This is a genomic window from Streptomyces sp. NPDC014623, from assembly GCF_043088245.1.
In the GTDB taxonomy this organism is placed as follows: domain Bacteria; phylum Actinomycetota; class Actinomycetes; order Streptomycetales; family Streptomycetaceae; genus Streptomyces.
Genome location: NZ_JBIBZU010000006.1, coordinates 286,363 through 302,729 on the forward strand (window position 1 = coordinate 286,363; position 16,367 = coordinate 302,729).

At 70.4% G+C, this 16,367-nt stretch carries 15 protein-coding genes and 1 pseudogene; 10 read left to right on the forward strand and 6 right to left on the reverse strand.

Annotated features, from left to right (window positions below; translation table 11 throughout):
- The first annotated feature begins 181 nt into the window (after positions 1-181).
- Positions 182-676: an ATP-binding protein gene (locus ACF1FZ_RS13465; RefSeq protein WP_391773505.1), complete on the forward strand. Its 495-nt coding sequence runs from the start codon at positions 182-184 to the stop codon at positions 674-676.
- A 96-nt stretch (positions 677-772) separates the two neighbouring features.
- Here the strand turns inward: ACF1FZ_RS13465 and ACF1FZ_RS13470 are convergent, their stop codons facing one another.
- Positions 773-2,263 carry an oligopeptide:H+ symporter gene (locus tag ACF1FZ_RS13470; RefSeq protein ID WP_391773506.1) on the reverse strand — a complete coding sequence of 497 codons (1,491 nt, stop codon included), beginning with the start codon at positions 2,261-2,263 and terminating at the stop codon, positions 773-775.
- A gap of 489 nt (positions 2,264-2,752) precedes the next feature.
- On the opposite strand from ACF1FZ_RS13470, the gene ACF1FZ_RS13475 reads away from it, so the two are divergent.
- A complete protein-coding gene (locus tag ACF1FZ_RS13475) occupies positions 2,753-3,430 on the forward strand; it encodes a response regulator transcription factor (RefSeq protein ID WP_391773507.1) in 678 nt (225 codons plus the stop codon).
- Positions 3,431-3,444: 14 nt separating this feature from the next.
- Positions 3,445-4,713, forward strand: coding sequence for an ATP-binding protein (locus ACF1FZ_RS13480; RefSeq protein ID WP_391773508.1), 1,269 nt, complete (start codon positions 3,445-3,447; stop codon positions 4,711-4,713).
- Positions 4,714-4,716: 3 nt separating this feature from the next.
- On the opposite strand, the gene ACF1FZ_RS13485 is transcribed toward ACF1FZ_RS13480, so the two are convergent.
- The gene (locus ACF1FZ_RS13485; protein ID WP_391773509.1) at positions 4,717-5,235 is read right to left on the reverse strand and encodes a GtrA family protein; all 519 of its coding nucleotides are present in this window, start codon (positions 5,233-5,235) and stop codon (positions 4,717-4,719) included.
- Positions 5,236-5,409: 174 nt separating this feature from the next.
- Between ACF1FZ_RS13485 and ACF1FZ_RS13490 the strand changes: the two genes are divergently transcribed.
- The 3 genes from ACF1FZ_RS13490 to ACF1FZ_RS13500 are packed head-to-tail and all read left to right on the forward strand — an operon-like array spanning position 5,410 to position 8,298.
- Positions 5,410-6,561 (forward strand): 5-(carboxyamino)imidazole ribonucleotide synthase, encoded by a 1,152-nt coding sequence (locus ACF1FZ_RS13490; protein ID WP_391773510.1) that lies wholly within the window; start codon positions 5,410-5,412, stop codon positions 6,559-6,561.
- Entirely contained in the window at positions 6,558-7,094 is a 537-nt protein-coding gene (gene purE / locus ACF1FZ_RS13495) for a 5-(carboxyamino)imidazole ribonucleotide mutase (RefSeq protein WP_391773511.1), read from the forward strand. Before ACF1FZ_RS13490 ends, purE begins: the two co-directional genes overlap by 4 nt.
- A gap of 10 nt (positions 7,095-7,104) precedes the next feature.
- Positions 7,105-8,298 (forward strand): dipeptidase, encoded by a 1,194-nt coding sequence (locus ACF1FZ_RS13500; RefSeq protein ID WP_391773512.1) that lies wholly within the window; start codon positions 7,105-7,107, stop codon positions 8,296-8,298.
- Between the two features lie 89 nt (positions 8,299-8,387).
- Here ACF1FZ_RS13500 and ACF1FZ_RS13505 read toward each other — a convergent pair whose 3' ends face one another.
- On the reverse strand, positions 8,388-8,750 hold the full coding sequence (locus ACF1FZ_RS13505; RefSeq protein WP_391773513.1) for a VOC family protein: 363 nt from the start codon (positions 8,748-8,750) through the stop codon (positions 8,388-8,390).
- A gap of 128 nt (positions 8,751-8,878) precedes the next feature.
- Between ACF1FZ_RS13505 and ACF1FZ_RS13510 the strand changes: the two genes are divergently transcribed.
- A complete protein-coding gene (locus ACF1FZ_RS13510) occupies positions 8,879-9,403 on the forward strand; it encodes a CGNR zinc finger domain-containing protein (protein ID WP_391773514.1) in 525 nt (174 codons plus the stop codon).
- 24 nt (positions 9,404-9,427) lie between these two features.
- Here ACF1FZ_RS13510 and ACF1FZ_RS13515 read toward each other — a convergent pair whose 3' ends face one another.
- Positions 9,428-10,771 carry a UDP-glucose dehydrogenase family protein gene (locus ACF1FZ_RS13515; protein WP_391773515.1) on the reverse strand — a complete coding sequence of 448 codons (1,344 nt, stop codon included), beginning with the start codon at positions 10,769-10,771 and terminating at the stop codon, positions 9,428-9,430.
- Between the two features lie 195 nt (positions 10,772-10,966).
- On the opposite strand from ACF1FZ_RS13515, the gene ACF1FZ_RS13520 reads away from it, so the two are divergent.
- Positions 10,967-12,124, forward strand: a complete 1,158-nt coding sequence (locus ACF1FZ_RS13520; RefSeq protein WP_391773554.1) for an acyl-CoA dehydrogenase family protein — start codon at positions 10,967-10,969, stop codon at positions 12,122-12,124.
- A gap of 110 nt (positions 12,125-12,234) precedes the next feature.
- On the opposite strand, the gene ACF1FZ_RS13525 is transcribed toward ACF1FZ_RS13520, so the two are convergent.
- A complete protein-coding gene (locus tag ACF1FZ_RS13525) occupies positions 12,235-13,503 on the reverse strand; it encodes an LCP family protein (RefSeq protein ID WP_391773516.1) in 1,269 nt (422 codons plus the stop codon).
- A 119-nt stretch (positions 13,504-13,622) separates the two neighbouring features.
- Between ACF1FZ_RS13525 and ACF1FZ_RS13530 the strand changes: the two genes are divergently transcribed.
- Both ACF1FZ_RS13530 and ACF1FZ_RS13535 read left to right on the forward strand, forming a co-directional pair.
- Positions 13,623-14,171: an acyl-CoA thioesterase gene (locus ACF1FZ_RS13530; protein WP_391773517.1), complete on the forward strand. Its 549-nt coding sequence runs from the start codon at positions 13,623-13,625 to the stop codon at positions 14,169-14,171.
- Positions 14,172-14,218: 47 nt separating this feature from the next.
- Positions 14,219-14,739: pseudogene (locus ACF1FZ_RS13535) on the forward strand (GNAT family N-acetyltransferase).
- A 27-nt stretch (positions 14,740-14,766) separates the two neighbouring features.
- Here the strand turns inward: ACF1FZ_RS13535 and ACF1FZ_RS13540 are convergent.
- The gene (locus ACF1FZ_RS13540; RefSeq protein WP_391773555.1) at positions 14,767-16,131 is read right to left on the reverse strand and encodes an LCP family protein; all 1,365 of its coding nucleotides are present in this window, start codon (positions 16,129-16,131) and stop codon (positions 14,767-14,769) included.
- Positions 16,132-16,367 lie beyond the last annotated feature (236 nt).

The following is a 16,367-nucleotide window of genomic DNA, read 5'->3' on the forward strand; positions in this document are numbered from 1 at the left end:
TCCCCGGCCGCGGCATCCCCGACTGTCGCAAGACTCTCGCTCATGGCGTACTTGTAGTGGGTGTCGTCACCATTCAGCCGGGCAGGAGACACCCCGTCGGGGGCAGGAAGCCCGCACACGCTGTATCTGATCAGTATCTGTTCGATGGCAACACACGGTGAATCGGTGAGGTGAAGCGCTGATGAGCACCACCCGGCAGCATCCGCCGGGCGGCCTCGGCCGCGAGCCGGACGGCACAGGGACCGCCTCTGCCGTGCCCGCTGACCGGCAGTGGCGCACGCTCTCGCTGAGAGAGGCCACGGGCATCGTTCCCATGGCCCGTGACTTCGCCAGGCAGGCGCTCCACGACTGGGGCTGGCTGCCCGCGTCGGGCGCCGACCGGAAGGCCGCCGCCGAGGACGTCCTGCTGGTCGTCTCCGAGCTGGTCACGAATGCCTGCCTGCACGCGGGCGGCCCCGACGAGCTGCGTATCGCCTGGTCGCCGAAGGTCCTCCGGGTCGAGGTCGTCGACGGCGGAGCGGGGCAGCCCGCACCCCGTACGCCGCATCGCGCCGGGCGGCCGGGCGGGCACGGCATGTTTATCGTGCAGCGGCTCTGCCTGGACTGGGGTGTGGCGCGCACGCCCGAGCAGCCGGGCAAGACCGTCTGGGCGGAGCTCGCGGCGCCGCCCGCGTAGGCCCCGGCCCTCCTTCCTCCGCTTACGCCCGCCCGTACGGCTCAGGCCCCCGCACCGGACCGGTGCGGGGGCCTGAGCCGTACGGGCGGGTCCGTGTCAGCGGACGTTGCCCATGAGGGCCTTGACCTTGCCGCGGTACATGAAGATCGCGACACCCGCGAGGACCGCGAGCGCGGCCTGGAGCGCGACGACTCCGGTGCCGTTGAGCTCGACACCCGCGAGGGAGAGCAGGCCCGTGGTGCAGTCACCGGCGGTCACGGCCAGGAACCAGACACCCATCATCTGACTGGCGTACTTGGCCGGCGCCATCTTCGTGGTGACCGAAAGGCCGACCGGGGACAGCGTCAGCTCGCCGACGGTCTGCACGAAGTAGATCGCGACCAGCCACATCGCGGCGGCCTTGTGACCGTCGCCCGCGATGGTCAGCGGCGCCAGGAAGAGGAAGAACGACGCACCGACCAGCACCAGGCCGGAGCTGAACTTCACGACCGTGCTCGGCTCCTTGCCCCGCCGGTTCAGCGCCAGCCAGAAGGCGGCGAAGACCGGGGCCAGCGCCATGATCAGGACCGGGTTGACCGACTGGTACCAGGAGACCGGGAAGTTCCAGCCGAGAACCGAGTTCTCCGCGGAGGACTCGGCGAAGATCGCCAGGGTCGAACCGCCCTGGTCGTAGATCATCCAGAAGATGGCGGCGGCCACGAAGAACCAGATGTAGCCGGACATCTTCTTCTGCTCGGTCTCGCTGAGCTCCTTGTCGCGCTTGATGCGCGCCAGGACCATCACCGGGATGACCAGGCCCGCGATCGTGATCGGGACCAGCAGCCAGTTCAGCGTGTAGACGCCGGTGACGACCGTGCCGAGGTAGAAGACGGCCGCGATGCCCAGCCAGATCATCGACTTGCGCAGGGTGGAGGCGCGCTCGTCGGCGGAGAGCGGCTTCGGCACGACGAGGCTGCGCTCGTTCAGGTGGCGCGTACCGAGCAGGAACTGGACGACACCGAGTCCCATGCCGAGTGCGGCCAGGGCGAAGCCCAGGTGCCAGTTGACGTTCTCGCCGACGGTGCCGATCACCAGCGGGGCGGCGAAGGCGCCCACGTTGATGCCCATGTAGAAGATCGTGAAGCCACCGTCACGGCGCGGGTCGTCCGGGCCGTCGTAGAGGTGGCCGACCATCGTGGAGATGTTGGACTTCAGCAGACCGGAGCCGATGGCGACCAGGCCGAGCCCGGCGAAGAAGGTGCCCTCGGAGGGCAGTGCCAGGGTCAGGTGGCCGAGCATGATGACGCCGCCGGCGACGGCGACGGTCTTGCGGGGGCCCCAGACACGGTCGCCGAACCAGCCGCCGGGCATGGCGAGCAGGTACACCAGCGACAGGTAGACCGAATAGATCGCCGTGGCCGTGGCGGGGTTCATGTGAAGCCCGTTGGGAGCGATCAGGTAGAGCGGGAGGAGGGCGCGCATGCCGTAGTAGCTGAAACGCTCCCACATCTCCGTCATGAAGAGAGTGGCCAGGCCGCGGGGGTGGCCGAAGAAGGTCTTCTCGGAGCCGGAAGTGCCGGCCGAGTCCTTCGTCAGGCTGGACGCCATGGTCGATCCTTGCTGGTCGGGACGCGCCGCCTCGTGAGCGGTACGCGCCCGGTGGGGGGTGGCCGGCACCGGGGCGGAAGCGCCCCACCCCTGACGCCTCGAGGGATTCGATCCGGCCACCCGATCCGTAGGGGAGTGCGGGAGGCGGGTCGTGGGACCGACCGCTCAGGGATCCACACCCGGCACGCGTCCTCGCGCTCCGGGCCCGGCCCACAGGTCATTCACTGGTCGGGGCCGGCAGGAACCGGCCCGTACACAAAAGTGACCCCTGGCGCTCAAAGCAGCCAACGGGTCATTCAGCGGTGCAACAGGCGTCGAGCAACCATACGACACGACACATGGGGATATGGAAGGACTTGAGAGATGGATCACAGGTTTACGTGGAACCACGGTCCCATATTCAAAGGAGGATGTCCGATTCGTGGCCCTGACCCGTAGGGCTTGCCCAGTGCCTCACCCTGGCAGGTCTGTGCGGACTACCATCACTGCATGACCCGTGTACTGCTCGCCGAGGACGACGCATCCATCTCGGAGCCACTGGCCCGCGCCCTGCGTCGTGAGGGTTACGAGGTCGAGGTCCGCGAGGACGGTCCGAGCGCACTCGACGCCGGACTCCAGGGCACCGTCGACCTGGTCGTCCTCGACCTGGGGCTGCCCGGGATGGACGGCCTCGAGGTCGCCAGGCGGCTGCGGGCCGACGGTCACGCCGTACCCATCCTGGTGCTCACCGCCCGGGCCGACGAGGTCGACACGGTCGTCGGCCTCGACGCCGGGGCCGACGACTACGTCACCAAACCCTTCCGCCTGGCCGAGCTCCTCGCCCGGGTCCGCGCCCTGCTGCGCCGCGGCGCCACCGAGCACGCCCCGCAGCCCGCCACGCACGGCGTCAGGATCGACGTCGAGTCCCACCGGGCCTGGATGGGTGACGAGGAGCTCCAGCTCACCGCGAAGGAGTTCGACCTGCTGCGGGTCCTCGTGCGGGACGCCGGGCGGGTCGTCACCCGCGACCAGCTGATGCGTGAGGTCTGGGACACCACCTGGTGGTCCTCCACCAAGACCCTCGACATGCACATCTCCTGGCTTCGCAAGAAGCTCGGCGACGACGCGGCCAATCCGCGCTACATCGCCACCGTCCGGGGCGTCGGCTTCCGGTTCGAGAAGAGCTGACGTACAGAACAGACATGCGCCGCCGACTGATCAACTCCACGCTCGCCGTGGTGCTCGTCGTGATCGCCGTCTTCGGCGTGTCCCTCGTCATCGTCGAGACCCGCACCATCAGCAACAGTGCCCAGGAAAGCGTCGACTCCGAGGCCTTCAGGCTGATCAGCGTCGTCGAGAGCCGGCTGCTCGGCGCCGAGCGGATCACCCCCCAGGTCCTCGCCGAGCAGGTGGACCCCAGCCGCTACGCCCGCGTCGAGATCCCCGGCAGGGCTCCCATCGAGGTGGGCGAGCGCCCCACGGACAGCGACGTCACCCGCAGCACCGAGACGGGGGAGCAGGGCGAGAAGGTCACCGTCGAGGAGTCCCGCTCCGCCGTGACCCGTGAGGTCGGCCGGACCCTGCTGATCATCGGAGCGGTGGCACTGCTCGCCATCATCTCCGCCGTCCTCCTCGCCGTACGCCAGGCCGACCGGCTGACCTCCCCGCTCACCGACCTCGCCGAGACCGCCGAACGCCTCGGATCGGGCGACCCCCGCCCCCGGCACAAGCGGTACGGGGTGACGGAGCTGGACCGGGTCGCCGACGTCCTCGACTCCTCCGCCGAGCGGATCGCCCGGATGCTGACCGCGGAGCGGCGTCTGGCCGCGGACGCCTCGCACCAGCTCCGCACACCGCTGACCGCCCTCTCCATGCGGATCGAGGAGATCTCCGTCACCGACGACCCGGAGACGGTGAAGGAGGAGGCGAACATCGCGCTCACCCAGGTCGAACGGCTCACGGACGTGGTGCAGCGGCTGCTGACGAATTCCCGTGACCCGCGCACCGGCTCCGCCGTCGTCTTCGACCTCGACGAGGTCGTCAAGCAGCAGATCGAGGAGTGGCGCCCCGCCTACCGCAGCGCCGGCCGGGCCGTCGTCTGCTCCGGCAAGCACGGGCTGGAGGCCGTCGGCACCCCCGGAGCCGTCGCCCAGGTGCTCGCCGCGCTGATCGAGAACTCACTCATGCACGGTGGCGGCACGGTCGCGCTGCGTACCCGCATCACCGGCAACCAGGTCGTCGTCGAGGTCACGGACGAGGGCCCCGGTGTGCCCGCCGACCTCGGGGCCCGCATCTTCGAGCGAACCATCAGCGGCCGCAACTCCACCGGTATCGGCCTCGCCGTCGCCCGGGACCTCGCCGAGGCCGACGGCGGCCGGCTCGAACTGCTCCAGCAGCAGCCACCGGTCTTCGCCCTCTTCCTCAGCCGGGTCGCCCCGAGCCGCAAGGACTCCGTACGCCCGGTGCGCTGAACCTCAGCGGGGCACAGGGCCGGGTGCTACCTCGTCGGAGGGCCGCCGCTGTTCCAGAAACCGTCCCGCGTCGCGCGCGGCCTCCTCGGCGGGCAGCGCCCTGAACACCCAGGTGCGGTAGGACCAGAAGCGGAACAGCGTGGCGATCCCGATGCCGAGGATCTTGAAGACGTTGCTCTGGACCGGGCTGTTCCACCCGAAGCCGTACGTCGCCACGTAGAGCACACCCGTCTCGATCACCGCACCGACGGCGCTGAACAGCAGGAACAGCGTCAGCTCACGGGTCCGGCCGGTCTTGTCCCGGTCCCGGTAGGTCCAGTAGCGGAAGCCGACGTAGTTGAAGAGGATGGCGACGGCCGTGCCCATGAGCCCGGCGCGTACCACCGGAATGTCCGTGGTGCGCCAGATCAGGTTGGAGACGGCGATGTTGACGACCAGCCCGAGTGCGCCGACCGCGCCGAACTTGGCGACCTCCCGGGACAGCAGATCAAGCCGGGCCCGCAGTGCGCCCCGTTCGCTCATGGTGATCGCTCAGCCCCGTCCGGTCGGTTCCGTCAACCCGGCCATGCTAACCAGCCCTCCCGCGTGATGCCTGTGAGGCGGACGGCCCGTGTGACGCGGCCGTCCCGCCCGGGACCTGCCGGGCCCGGCAGGAGAGGGTGAGGGGCGTTCCCGCACGCCCGATACCCTGGACACGTGACGTTCCCTGTAGTCGGCATGGTCGGCGGCGGTCAGCTCGCCCGTATGACCCACGAGGCGGGCATCCCCCTCGGCCTGAAATTCAAGCTCCTCAGTGACACCCCCCAGGACTCGGCTGCCCAGGTGGCCGGCGAAGTAGTCGTCGGCGACTATCGCGACCTGGAGACACTGCGCGCCTTCGCGCGCGGCTGTGACGTGATCACCTTCGACCACGAGCACGTGCCGACCGAGCACCTGCGGGCCCTGGAGGCGGACGGCATCCCCGTACGCCCCGGCCCCGACGCTCTGGTGCACGCCCAGGACAAGGGGGTGATGCGCGCGAAGCTCATGGAGATCGGCGCGCCCTGCCCCCGTCACCGCATCGTGGCGGACCCGGCGGACGCCGCGGCCTTCGCGGAAGAGGGGGGCGGCTTCCCCGTCATCCTCAAGACGGTCCGGGGCGGCTACGACGGCAAGGGCGTCTGGGTGGTGCGCTCCGAGGCGGACGCCGCCGAGCCCTTCCGGGCCGGGGTCCCCGTCCTCGCGGAGGAGAAGGTCGACTTCGTGCGGGAGCTGGCGGCGAACATCGTCCGCTCACCGCACGGCCAGGCCGTCGCCTACCCCGTCGTCGAGTCCGTCCAGGTCGACGGGGTCTGCGACACCGTCATCGCCCCGGCGCCCGGCCTGGACGAACGCCTCGCCGGCGAGGCCCAGCAGCTCGCCCTGCGGATCGCGGCCGAGCTCGGTGTGGTGGGCCACCTCGCGGTGGAGCTCTTCGAGACGCGCGGACCCGACGGGAAGCCCGGCATCCTCGTGAACGAGCTGGCGATGCGCCCGCACAACTCCGGGCACTGGACCCAGGACGGCGCGGTCACCTCGCAGTTCGCCAACCACGTGCGGGCCGTCCTGGACCTCCCGCTCGGCGACCCCCGCCCGCGCGCCCCGTGGACGGTCATGTGCAACGTCCTCGGCGGTGACTACCCGGACATGTACCAGGGTTACCTGCACTGCATGGCCCGGGACCCGCAGCTCAAGATCCACATGTACGGCAAGGACGTGAAGCCTGGCCGCAAGGTGGGCCACGTCAACACCTACGGCGACGATCTGGCGGACGTGCGCGAGCGCGCCCGGCACGCGGCCGACTACCTCCGAGGAACGATCACCGAATGACCGCACCAGGTTCCGCCCCCGTCGTCGGCATCGTCATGGGCTCGGACTCCGACTGGCCCGTGATGGAAGCGGCCGCCAAGGCCCTCGACGAGTTCGAGATCCCCTACGAGGTCGACGTCGTCTCCGCGCACCGCATGCCGCACGAGATGATCGCGTACGGCGAGAAGGCCGCGGACCGCGGCCTCAAGGCGATCATCGCGGGAGCGGGCGGAGCGGCCCACCTGCCCGGGATGCTCGCCTCCGTCACCCCGCTGCCCGTGATCGGCGTCCCGGTCCCGCTGAAGTACCTCGACGGCATGGACAGCCTGCTGTCCATCGTCCAGATGCCGGCCGGGGTCCCCGTCGCCACGGTCTCCGTCGGCGGCGCCCGTAACGCGGGCCTGCTCGCCGCCCGCGTCCTCGCCGCCCACGACGGCGCGCTGCTGGAGCGGATGAAGGACTTCCAGCAGGAGCTCAAGGAGCAGGCGACGGAGAAGGGCAAGCGGCTGCGCGCCAGAACCCAGGGTGCGGACTCCTTCGGCTTCGGGAAGTAGGCGGTCGCGGATGGACAACCTGGAACGCGCCCGGCTGCTCCTGGCCGACCATCCCGTCGTCGACGGCCACAACGACCTCCCCTGGGCCCTGCGTGAGCAGGTCGGCTACGACCTCGACGCCCGTGACATCTCACGGGACCAGACCGGCACCCTGCACACCGACATCCCGCGGCTGCGGGCCGGAGGCGTCGGCGCACAGTTCTGGTCGGTCTACGTCGCTCCCCGGCTGGCGGGCGACGCCGCGGTCAGCGCCACGCTGGAACAGATCGACGTGGTCGGCGAGATGCTGGACCGCTACCCGGCCGACCTGCGGCGCGCCCTGACCGCCGACGACATGGAGAAGGCCCGCGCCGAGGGCCGTATCGCCTCCCTGATGGGTGCCGAGGGCGGCCACTCCATCAACAACTCCCTGGGCACTCTGCGCGCCCTGCACACCCTGGGCGTCCGCTACATGACGCTCACGCACAACGACAACACCGACTGGGCGGACTCGGCGACCGACTCCCCGCGCGTCGGCGGCCTGTCGGAGTTCGGCCGCGAGGTCGTACGCGAGATGAACCGCATCGGGATGCTGGTCGATCTCTCCCACGTGGCGGCCACCACGATGCGTGACGCGCTCGCCACCTCCGTGGCGCCGGTGATCTTCTCGCACTCCTCCGCCCGGGCGGTCTGCGATCATCCGCGCAACATCCCCGACGACGTGCTGCGGATGCTGGCGGCCAACGGCGGCGTGGCCATGGCGACCTTCGTACCGAAGTTCGTCCTGCCGGCGGCCGTCGAATGGACGCTCGCCGCGGACCGCAACATGCGGGAGCACGGCCTGCACCACCTGGACACCACACCGGCCGCCATGCGGATCCACGCGGACTTCGAAGCGCTCCACCCGCGTCCCGCGGCCACCGTGGCCACGATCGCCGACCACCTCGACCACATGCGCGAGATCGCCGGGATCGACCACATCGGCGTCGGCGGCGACTACGACGGCACGGCGTTCCTCCCGCTGGAGCTGGAGGACGTGTCGGGCTACCCGTACCTGATCGCGGAGCTGCTCACACGGGGCTGGTCGGAGACCGACGTGGCCAAGCTGACGTGGGAGAACGCGGTGCGGGTCCTGCGTGACGCGGAAGCGGTGTCCCGCGACCTGAGCAGCCGGACCGGCCCGTCACACGCGACGATCGACGAGCTGGACGGCCCGGCGCGCTGACGTCCCTCGTACCGGACACGAAGGCGGCGGGGCGGGGCCGGCCACGGCCCCGCCCCGCCGCCTTCGTGTCCCGGCCCGGACAGGCGCCTTCAGCAGGCGCACAGACAGAACGGGTGCCCCGCGGGGTCGGCGTACACGCGCCAGGTACGTGACGGGTCTCCCGCCTCCAGCAGGGTCGCCCCCAGCGACAGCACCTCCCGCTCCGCCGCTTCCAGGTCCTCCACCGTCAGGTCCAGATGGAACTGCTGCGGGGCCTCGGCCCGCGGCCACTGCGGCGGTACGTGGCCGGGAGCGGCCTGGAAGGCCAGCACCGCGCCGTCGTCCGTCTTCAGGTCGACCCATCCCTCGCCGTCGTTCTCGGTCCTGCCGCCGAGCACCTGGGCGTAGAAACCGGCCAGGGCGACGGGGTCGGGACAGTCCAGGACGACGGTGCCCAGCTTGGCGACGGCCATGACGTCTCCTCCTCGGATCGGAACCGCGAGAGGGCGTGGCGGACCGCCGCCCCCCGTGGGTTACCTATTGAACCGCTCAACCGGTAACCGTTACTGCATGCTCCCGCAAAGGGAGTAACCTCGCAACCATGAACGAGAGGGCGACCGCCCCCGGTGGACTCGCTCTGATCGAGAGCCTGGTCAACACGCTGGACATCGAGACCGGCACGGACGCCCTCGGTACACCGGAGGGACGCGCGCCCTTCGGCCTGACCGGGGCGGATGTGCCCGGCGCCACGCTCCTGCGTGAGGCGCTGCGCCAGGTCTGCCTCACCCACGCCGGGCACCGCCCACCGGAGGGCTGCGGCGCTCCCCCGCTCGACCGGCTGCTCGCCGCCGCGCCGCTCCGGGTCACCGTGGACGTGACCGGGGCCGTCGCGCTGCGGCCGGTCGCCGAACCCGCGGGGCTGACGGCCCGGGTCGCCGTGGCTGTCGCGGAGGCCGCCGCGGACGGCACCTGGGCACGGCTCAAGGCGTGTGAGGCCGATGACTGCCGCTGGGTGTACTACGACCGGAGCCCGGCGGGGCGCCGCCGCTGGTGTTCGATGTCGGTGTGCGGGGCCCGCGCCAAGATGCGTAGGTACCGCGCCGGACGGGGCGAGGGCCCTGCCTGAGGCCTGCCCCGCCCCTTCCTCGCGTCAGGCCTTCGGACGGCCCATCGCCCGGTAGGTCCAGCCGGCCTCGCGCCACACCGCGGGGTCCAGCGCGTTGCGGCCGTCCAGAATGATCCGCCGTCCCGCGACCTCGCCCAGCGCGGCCGGGTCCAGCTCCCGGAATTCGCTCCACTCCGTCAGGTGCAGCACCACGTCCGCACCGCGCACCGCGTCCAGCGCCGTGCCGGCGTAGCCGAGCGTCGGGAACAGGCGCCGGGCGTTGTCCATGCCCTTGGGGTCGAAGACCGTCACCTGGCCACCCTGCAGGTGGATCTGCCCGGCGACGTTCAGGGCCGGCGAGTCGCGTACGTCGTCGGAGTCCGGCTTGAAGGTGGCGCCCAGCACCGCGACCCGCGTGCCCAGGAACGACCCGCCGCCCACGGCCTCGCGGGCCAGTTCCACCATGTGCCCGCGCCTGCGCATGTTGATGGAGTCGACCTCCCGCAGGAAGGTCAGTGCCTGGTCGGCGCCCAGCTCACCGGCGCGCGCCATGAAGGCGCGGATGTCCTTGGGCAGGCAGCCCCCGCCGAAGCCGATCCCGGCCCGCAGGAACTTCTTCCCGATGCGCTCGTCGTGGCCGATGGCCTCGGCGAGCTTCACCACGTCACCGTCGGCGGCCTCGCAGACCTCGGCCATGGCGTTGATGAACGAGATCTTGGTGGCGAGGAAGGAGTTGGCGGAGGTCTTCACCAGCTCGGCGGTCGGGAAGTCCGTCACCACGAAGGGCGATCCCTCGGCGACCGGCCCCGCGTAGACCTCGCGCAGCAGCTTCTCGGCCCGCTCGCTCTCCACGCCGACGACGATCCGGTCCGGGTGCAGCGTGTCCTTCACCGCGAAGCCCTCACGCAGGAACTCCGGGTTCCAGGCCAGCTCCGCGTCCGTACCCACCGGTGCCAGCTCGGCCAGCCGTGCCGACAGCCGTGCGGCGGAGCCCACCGGGACGGTGGACTTGCCCACGACCAGCGCGGGGCGGGTCAGCTGCGGGGCCAGTGACTCGAAGGCACTGTCCACATAGCTCATGTCACAGGCGTACTCGCCGTGCTTCTGGGGAGTGTTCACGCAGACGAAGTGCACGTCGCCGAACGCGCCGATCTCCTCCCAGGAGGTGGTGAACCGCAGCCGTCCCGTGGACCCTTCGAGGCCGGCGACATGCTTCTGCAGGATCTCCTCGAGCCCCGGCTCGTACATCGGGACCTTGCCGGCCGAGAGCATCTCGATCTTCTCGGGCACGACATCGAGCCCGAGGACCTCGAAGCCCAGCTCCGCCATGGCCGCGGCATGGGTGGCGCCGAGGTAACCGGTACCGATCACGGTGATCCTGAGGGCCATGGGTGCTCCTGAACGATGCGGACAGACGTGCGGAGCCGAGCATAACCGGGCGTGCGGACGCCGTTTCCGGCCGCCTCGGGGGCGGTCCGCACGGCTGTCGGCAAGCTCACGTGCCCCACCCGTATGCCTCTGCTCGGGCGGGCCACTAAAATCAGGTTACTTAACGGTAGTTAGCATTCTTGGGGAGTGAACATCGTGGCGGGTTCGACCGATTTCGACCTGTACCGTCCGGCCGAGGAGCACGACATGCTCCGCGAGACGATCCGTTCGCTCGCCGAGGCGAAGATCGCCCCGCACGCCGCCGCGGTCGACGAGGAGGCGCGCTTCCCGCAGGAGGCGCTGGACGCGCTGGTCGCGTCGGACCTGCACGCGGTCCACGTCCCGGAGGAGTACGGCGGCGCGGGCGCCGACGCGCTCGCCACGGTCATCGTGATCGAGGAGGTGGCCCGTGTCTGCGCGTCCTCCTCCCTGATCCCGGCCGTGAACAAGCTGGGATCGCTCCCGGTGATCCTCTCCGGCTCCGAGGACCTCAAGAGGAAGTACCTGGGCCCGCTCGCCAAGGGCGACGCGATGTTCTCGTACGCCCTGTCCGAGCCGGACGCCGGCTCCGACGCGGCGGGCATGAAGACCAGGGCCGTCCGCGACGGCGACTTCTGGGTCCTCGACGGTGTGAAGCGCTGGATCACCAACGCGGGCGAGTCCGAGTACTACACGGTCATGGCGGTCACCGACCCGACGAAGCGTTCCAAGGGCATCTCGGCGTTCGTCGTCGAGAAGTCCGACGAGGGCGTCTCCTTCGGCGCCCCGGAGAAGAAGCTCGGCATCAAGGGCTCCCCGACGCGCGAGGTCTACCTCGACAACGTCCGTATCCCCGCCGACCGCATGATCGGCGAGGAGGGCACCGGCTTCGCCACGGCGATGAAGACCCTGGACCACACCCGCATCACGATCGCGGCCCAGGCACTCGGCATCGCCCAGGGTGCCCTGGACTACGCCAAGGGCTACGTCCAGGAGCGCAAGCAGTTCGGCAAGCCGATCGGCGACTTCCAGGGCGTCCAGTTCATGCTCGCCGACATGGCGATGAAGCTGGAGGCGGCCCGCCAGCTCACCTACTCCGCCGCCGCCAAGTCCGAGCGTGTCGACGGTGACCTGACCTTCTTCGGCGCCGCGGCCAAGTGCTTCGCGTCCGACGTCGCGATGGAGGTCACCACGGACGCGGTCCAGCTGCTCGGCGGCTACGGCTACACGCGTGACTACCCGGTCGAGCGCATGATGCGCGACGCCAAGATCACCCAGATCTACGAGGGCACGAACCAGGTCCAGCGGATCGTCATGGCCCGCAACCTGCCGTAACGGCTTCTCGCGACAGCGCACTGTGCCCCCGGCGCTGCCGGGGGCACAGTGCGCTGCGGGCGCCGATACGCGAGCGGCGTCTTCCAGGAGCCTTCGTGGGCCGGTGGCGGTCAGCTGCCCTTGACCGTGACCTTCTCGTCGTTCTTCAGCTGCTCCACGAGCTTCTTGACCTCGTCCTTGTCCCAGACCAGGTTGCCGTTCACGCTCCGGCCCGAGAGCGGGATGTTCATCGACGTGCCCTCGCCGCCCGTGACGCCCTTCATCGCGAAGAACATGTTGCCGAGCGACCAGAGCGACATGTCCTTGTCCACGATCAGGGTGTCCAGGCCCGCGCCCATCGTCGGGTAGAGCGTGAACGGGTTGAGGATCGTGGACGGGGTGGCCGTCTGGGAGGCCAGGGCCGCGAGGAACTTCTGCTGGTTCTTCGTGCGGTCCAGGTCGCTGCCCGCGAAGGCGTACCGGGTGCGGACGAAGGCGAGGGACTGCTCGCCGTTCAGCGTCTGCTTGCCGGCCTGGAAGTCGGCGCCGGACTTCTTGTCCTTGAACGCCTTGGGGATGTCCATCTCGACACCGCCGATCGCGTCCACGATGCTGGCGAAGCCGCCGAACCCGATCTCGACGTAGTGGTCGATGCGCAGCCCGGTGTTGAACTCGACCGTGCGGACCAGCAGCTCCGGGCCGTCCTCCGCGTAGGCGGCGTTCAGCTTCACCTGGCGGCCCGTGCCCGCGAACTTCTTGCCGGACTCCGAGCCGACGAAGCTCGGGATCTCGACGTTGGAGTCGCGGGGCAGGGAGATCAGCGTCGGGCCGTTGGAGCCGTCGTGCAGGATCATCATCGAGTCGGTCCGCTTGCCCTCGGCGGAGCCGGTGTGCAGCTTCTTCTTGTCCTCGGCCGTCATGCCCTCGCGGCTGTCGGAGCCCACGATCAGGTAGTTCGTGCCGTCGCCCTCGGAGGGACGGTCGATGACCATGGCGAGGTCGACCTCGCGCTTGAGCTTGCCGTCGGCCCAGAAGTACGTGCCGACGGAGACCGCGAGCACCACGACGACCAGGGTCAGGGCGCCGGCCTTGATCCGCCGGCCCCAGTCGGGGGCGGCGTGGGGCTGGACGTAGCCGCTGTCACCACCACGGCCGCCGTCGCGCCGGCCGGCGCCGTAGACCTGGCCCGTGTTGTAGCCGCTGTCGTAGCCGGGTGCCTCGCCGTAGCCGTCGTGGCCCTGGCCCTGCTGCGGCGGGATCCGGGGCGGGGACTGCGGCGGCGCCGGACGCCGCCGGACGTGCGGCATGGCGCGGGCGCTCTCGGGCTGGGGGCTCGCGCTGCCCCGTCCGTAGCGCTGCTCGCCGGGTCCGCCGTTACGTCCATCGGGCCAATCGCTCATGCGGACCAGTGTGCCGTCTCGGCCCGCGCGTCTTACAGGGTGTACGGGGGATCGGGTCACGGCTGTAGCCAAGCTGATGCAATACGGCCGGGCGCAAGCCCCCGCATAAGGTGGACGGCATGACAGATCAGTCCCAGCCACCGGTGGGCGATATTCCGGTCAAGCCGACCTCGGCGTCCCGGACCACCCTCAGCCACATCATGACCGGCAACGACACCAACCTCCTGGGCACGGTGCACGGCGGCGTGATCATGAAACTGGTCGACGACGCGGCGGGGGCGGTCGCGGGCCGGCACTCCGGAGGGCCGGCCGTGACGGCCTCGATGGACGAGATGGTCTTCCTGGAGCCGGTCCGCGTGGGTGACCTCGTCCACGTCCGTGCCCAGGTGAACTGGACCGGCCGTTCCTCGATGGAGGTCGGCGTCCGGGTGATGGCCGAGCGGTGGAACGAGTCGACGCCGGCCCAGCAGGTCGGCAGCGCCTACCTGGTGTTCGCGGCGGTCGACGAGGACGGCAAGCCGCGCCGCGTTCCGCAGGTGGCCCCGGAGACGGAACGCGACAAGCGGCGCTACCAGGAGGCGCAGATCCGCCGCACGCACCGCCTCGCCCGGCGGCGTGCGATCAAGGAGCTGCGGGAGCAGCGGGCGGCCGAAGGCATCGACGACTGAGCCTTCCCGCCGGATCGCCCGCATGGACGTGCGACAGGTTGCCCGCGATGACTGGACTCGGACCCGTGGCCTGGCCACCTGCCCCGATACGGACCGAGCGCCTCGTGCTCCGCGAGTCCGAGGCACGGGACCGCGCGGCGTTCATCGAGTTGTTCGCATCGCCGGAGGCGGGCGCCTGCCCCGGTGGTCCTCGACCGCGTGACGAGCCCGAGCGCGCGGTGCCTGGGGTACCCGGGCGGCGTACCGGTCTCTTCGTGGCCGATCATCGATCCGGCGTGACGCGGGGCGTCCGGGACATGTCCGTCCGGAGGCCGGGGAGGCCGAGCCCGGTTACATGTTCCTGCCGGCGACTTGGGGCTGCGGGTACGCCGCGGAGGCATGCACAACGGCACTCGACCGGCTCGCCGGCGCACTTCCTGGCGAGCCGGGGGTGCTTCGTACCCGGACTGCCAACGGCAGCGCGATGCGCCTCGCGGTGAAACCGGGGTTCACCGAGGTGGAGCGGTTCGAGGAGTACGGCGCCGAGCAGTGGTCCGGCGTGCGGACCCCGGTCAAGCCGTCCGGCTGAGACGGGAGCGAGTCCCGGAGCGCCCGGTCACGGGCAGACCACCTGGTCGCCCGTCACCGTGCCGAACTCCCCACGCCGGGAGTCCTCGGCCTTCACCTGCCGCACCTTGGTGAAGTCCGAGCCCGCCGTGACCTTCATGGTCCCGCCCTGTCCCTTCACCGCCCTGAGTTCACATCCGGGCAGTGCGGCGGCCAGGGACTTCGCCGACCGGTCCCAGCGCGGGTCGTACGTGACCACCGTCCGCCGCAGATCGTGCGGTCCGCCGTTCAGCGGCGAGCGGGTGGTGTCGAACCCGGTGCTCCGCAGTGCCGCGTCGACGTCCTGGCCGAGTCCGTCCCTGGGCGTCCCGTTGTAGACCTGCACCCGGATCTGTTCCGGCGCCACATCGACGAGCGTCGCCTCGGGCCGTTTCGGCGGGCGCGGGGCGAGCGGCCGGTCCTCGCGCAGGGCCTGGAACATCTTCTTCGCCTTCTCGGCGTCCCACTTCACCGTGGAGCCGATGCCCTTGACCTGATGGCCCTTCTCCTCGAGGGGGACGGAGGCGAATTCGGACGAGGCGGGTGTGAAGCCGCGCATGGCCCTGCCGAGCTCCAGCATCTGTTTCGTACCGAAGCCCTTGTCGGCGCGGGCCGATTCGAGTACCGACGCGGCGACCTGCTGGAACTTCATCGGGTTCATCAGCACACCGCTGCTGGCCGTCCGCTTGACCAGAGCGGCCATGAACCTCTGCTGGCGCTGCATCCTGCCCAGGTCCGCCGCTCCGTCGAGGTGCCGGGAGCGCACGTACCGGAGGGCCTCGCCACCGTCCAGCTCGTGGGTGCCGGGGGCCAGGTCCAGGCCGGTGTAGGAGTCCTTGAGGGGCTTGGCGGTGCAGATCTCCACCCCGCCCAGGGTGTCGACCGTCTTCATGAAGCTGGTGAAGTCGACCTCCAGATAGTGGTCGATCTTGACGCCTGTCATCTGCTCGACGGTCCGCACCGTGAGCTGAGGTCCGCCCTCGGCGTAGGCGGCGTTCAGCTTCACCGGATGGGCGGAGTGCTCCTTGCCGGTGGTGGCGTCCGTGTGGGCCGGGAGCTCGGCGTAGCTGTCGCGCGGCAGACTGATGACGCTGGCCCGCTGTCTGTCGGCCGAGAGGTGGACGAGCATGAGGGTGTCGGTGCAGTGACAGGGGGCACCGCCCAGCTTGTACTTCTTCTTCTCCGCCGGGGTGATCTCGTCCCGGCCGTCGGTGCCGACGAGCAGGAAATTCAGGCCGTGGCCGCCCGGGGGGCGGTTCTTCATGTCCTTGAACGGGTCGACCCGTTCGATCCCCGTCTCCAGACCGCTCACCACGGCATGCCCGATCCCGCCGGCGCCGAGCACCAGCACGGACAGCCCGGTGGCGACCCGCATGCCCCAGTGGCCCTGCGGTTTCCGCCCGCCGGCCCGGTTCCGGCCGCGGGCGTGGCCACCGGCTCCGGGCTGCTGCGCGGGTCCGCGCTGCGGGGGAGCGGTGCGGGGATGCGGGGGACGGGGCGATCGGTGCGGCGTGGGCACGAGGGACACCTCCGCGCGAGCGAGTGGGACTTTCGCACGGTAGGCCCATACGATCTGCAGACCGGTAGGCCGCCCGGCGGCGCGCGCCGCTG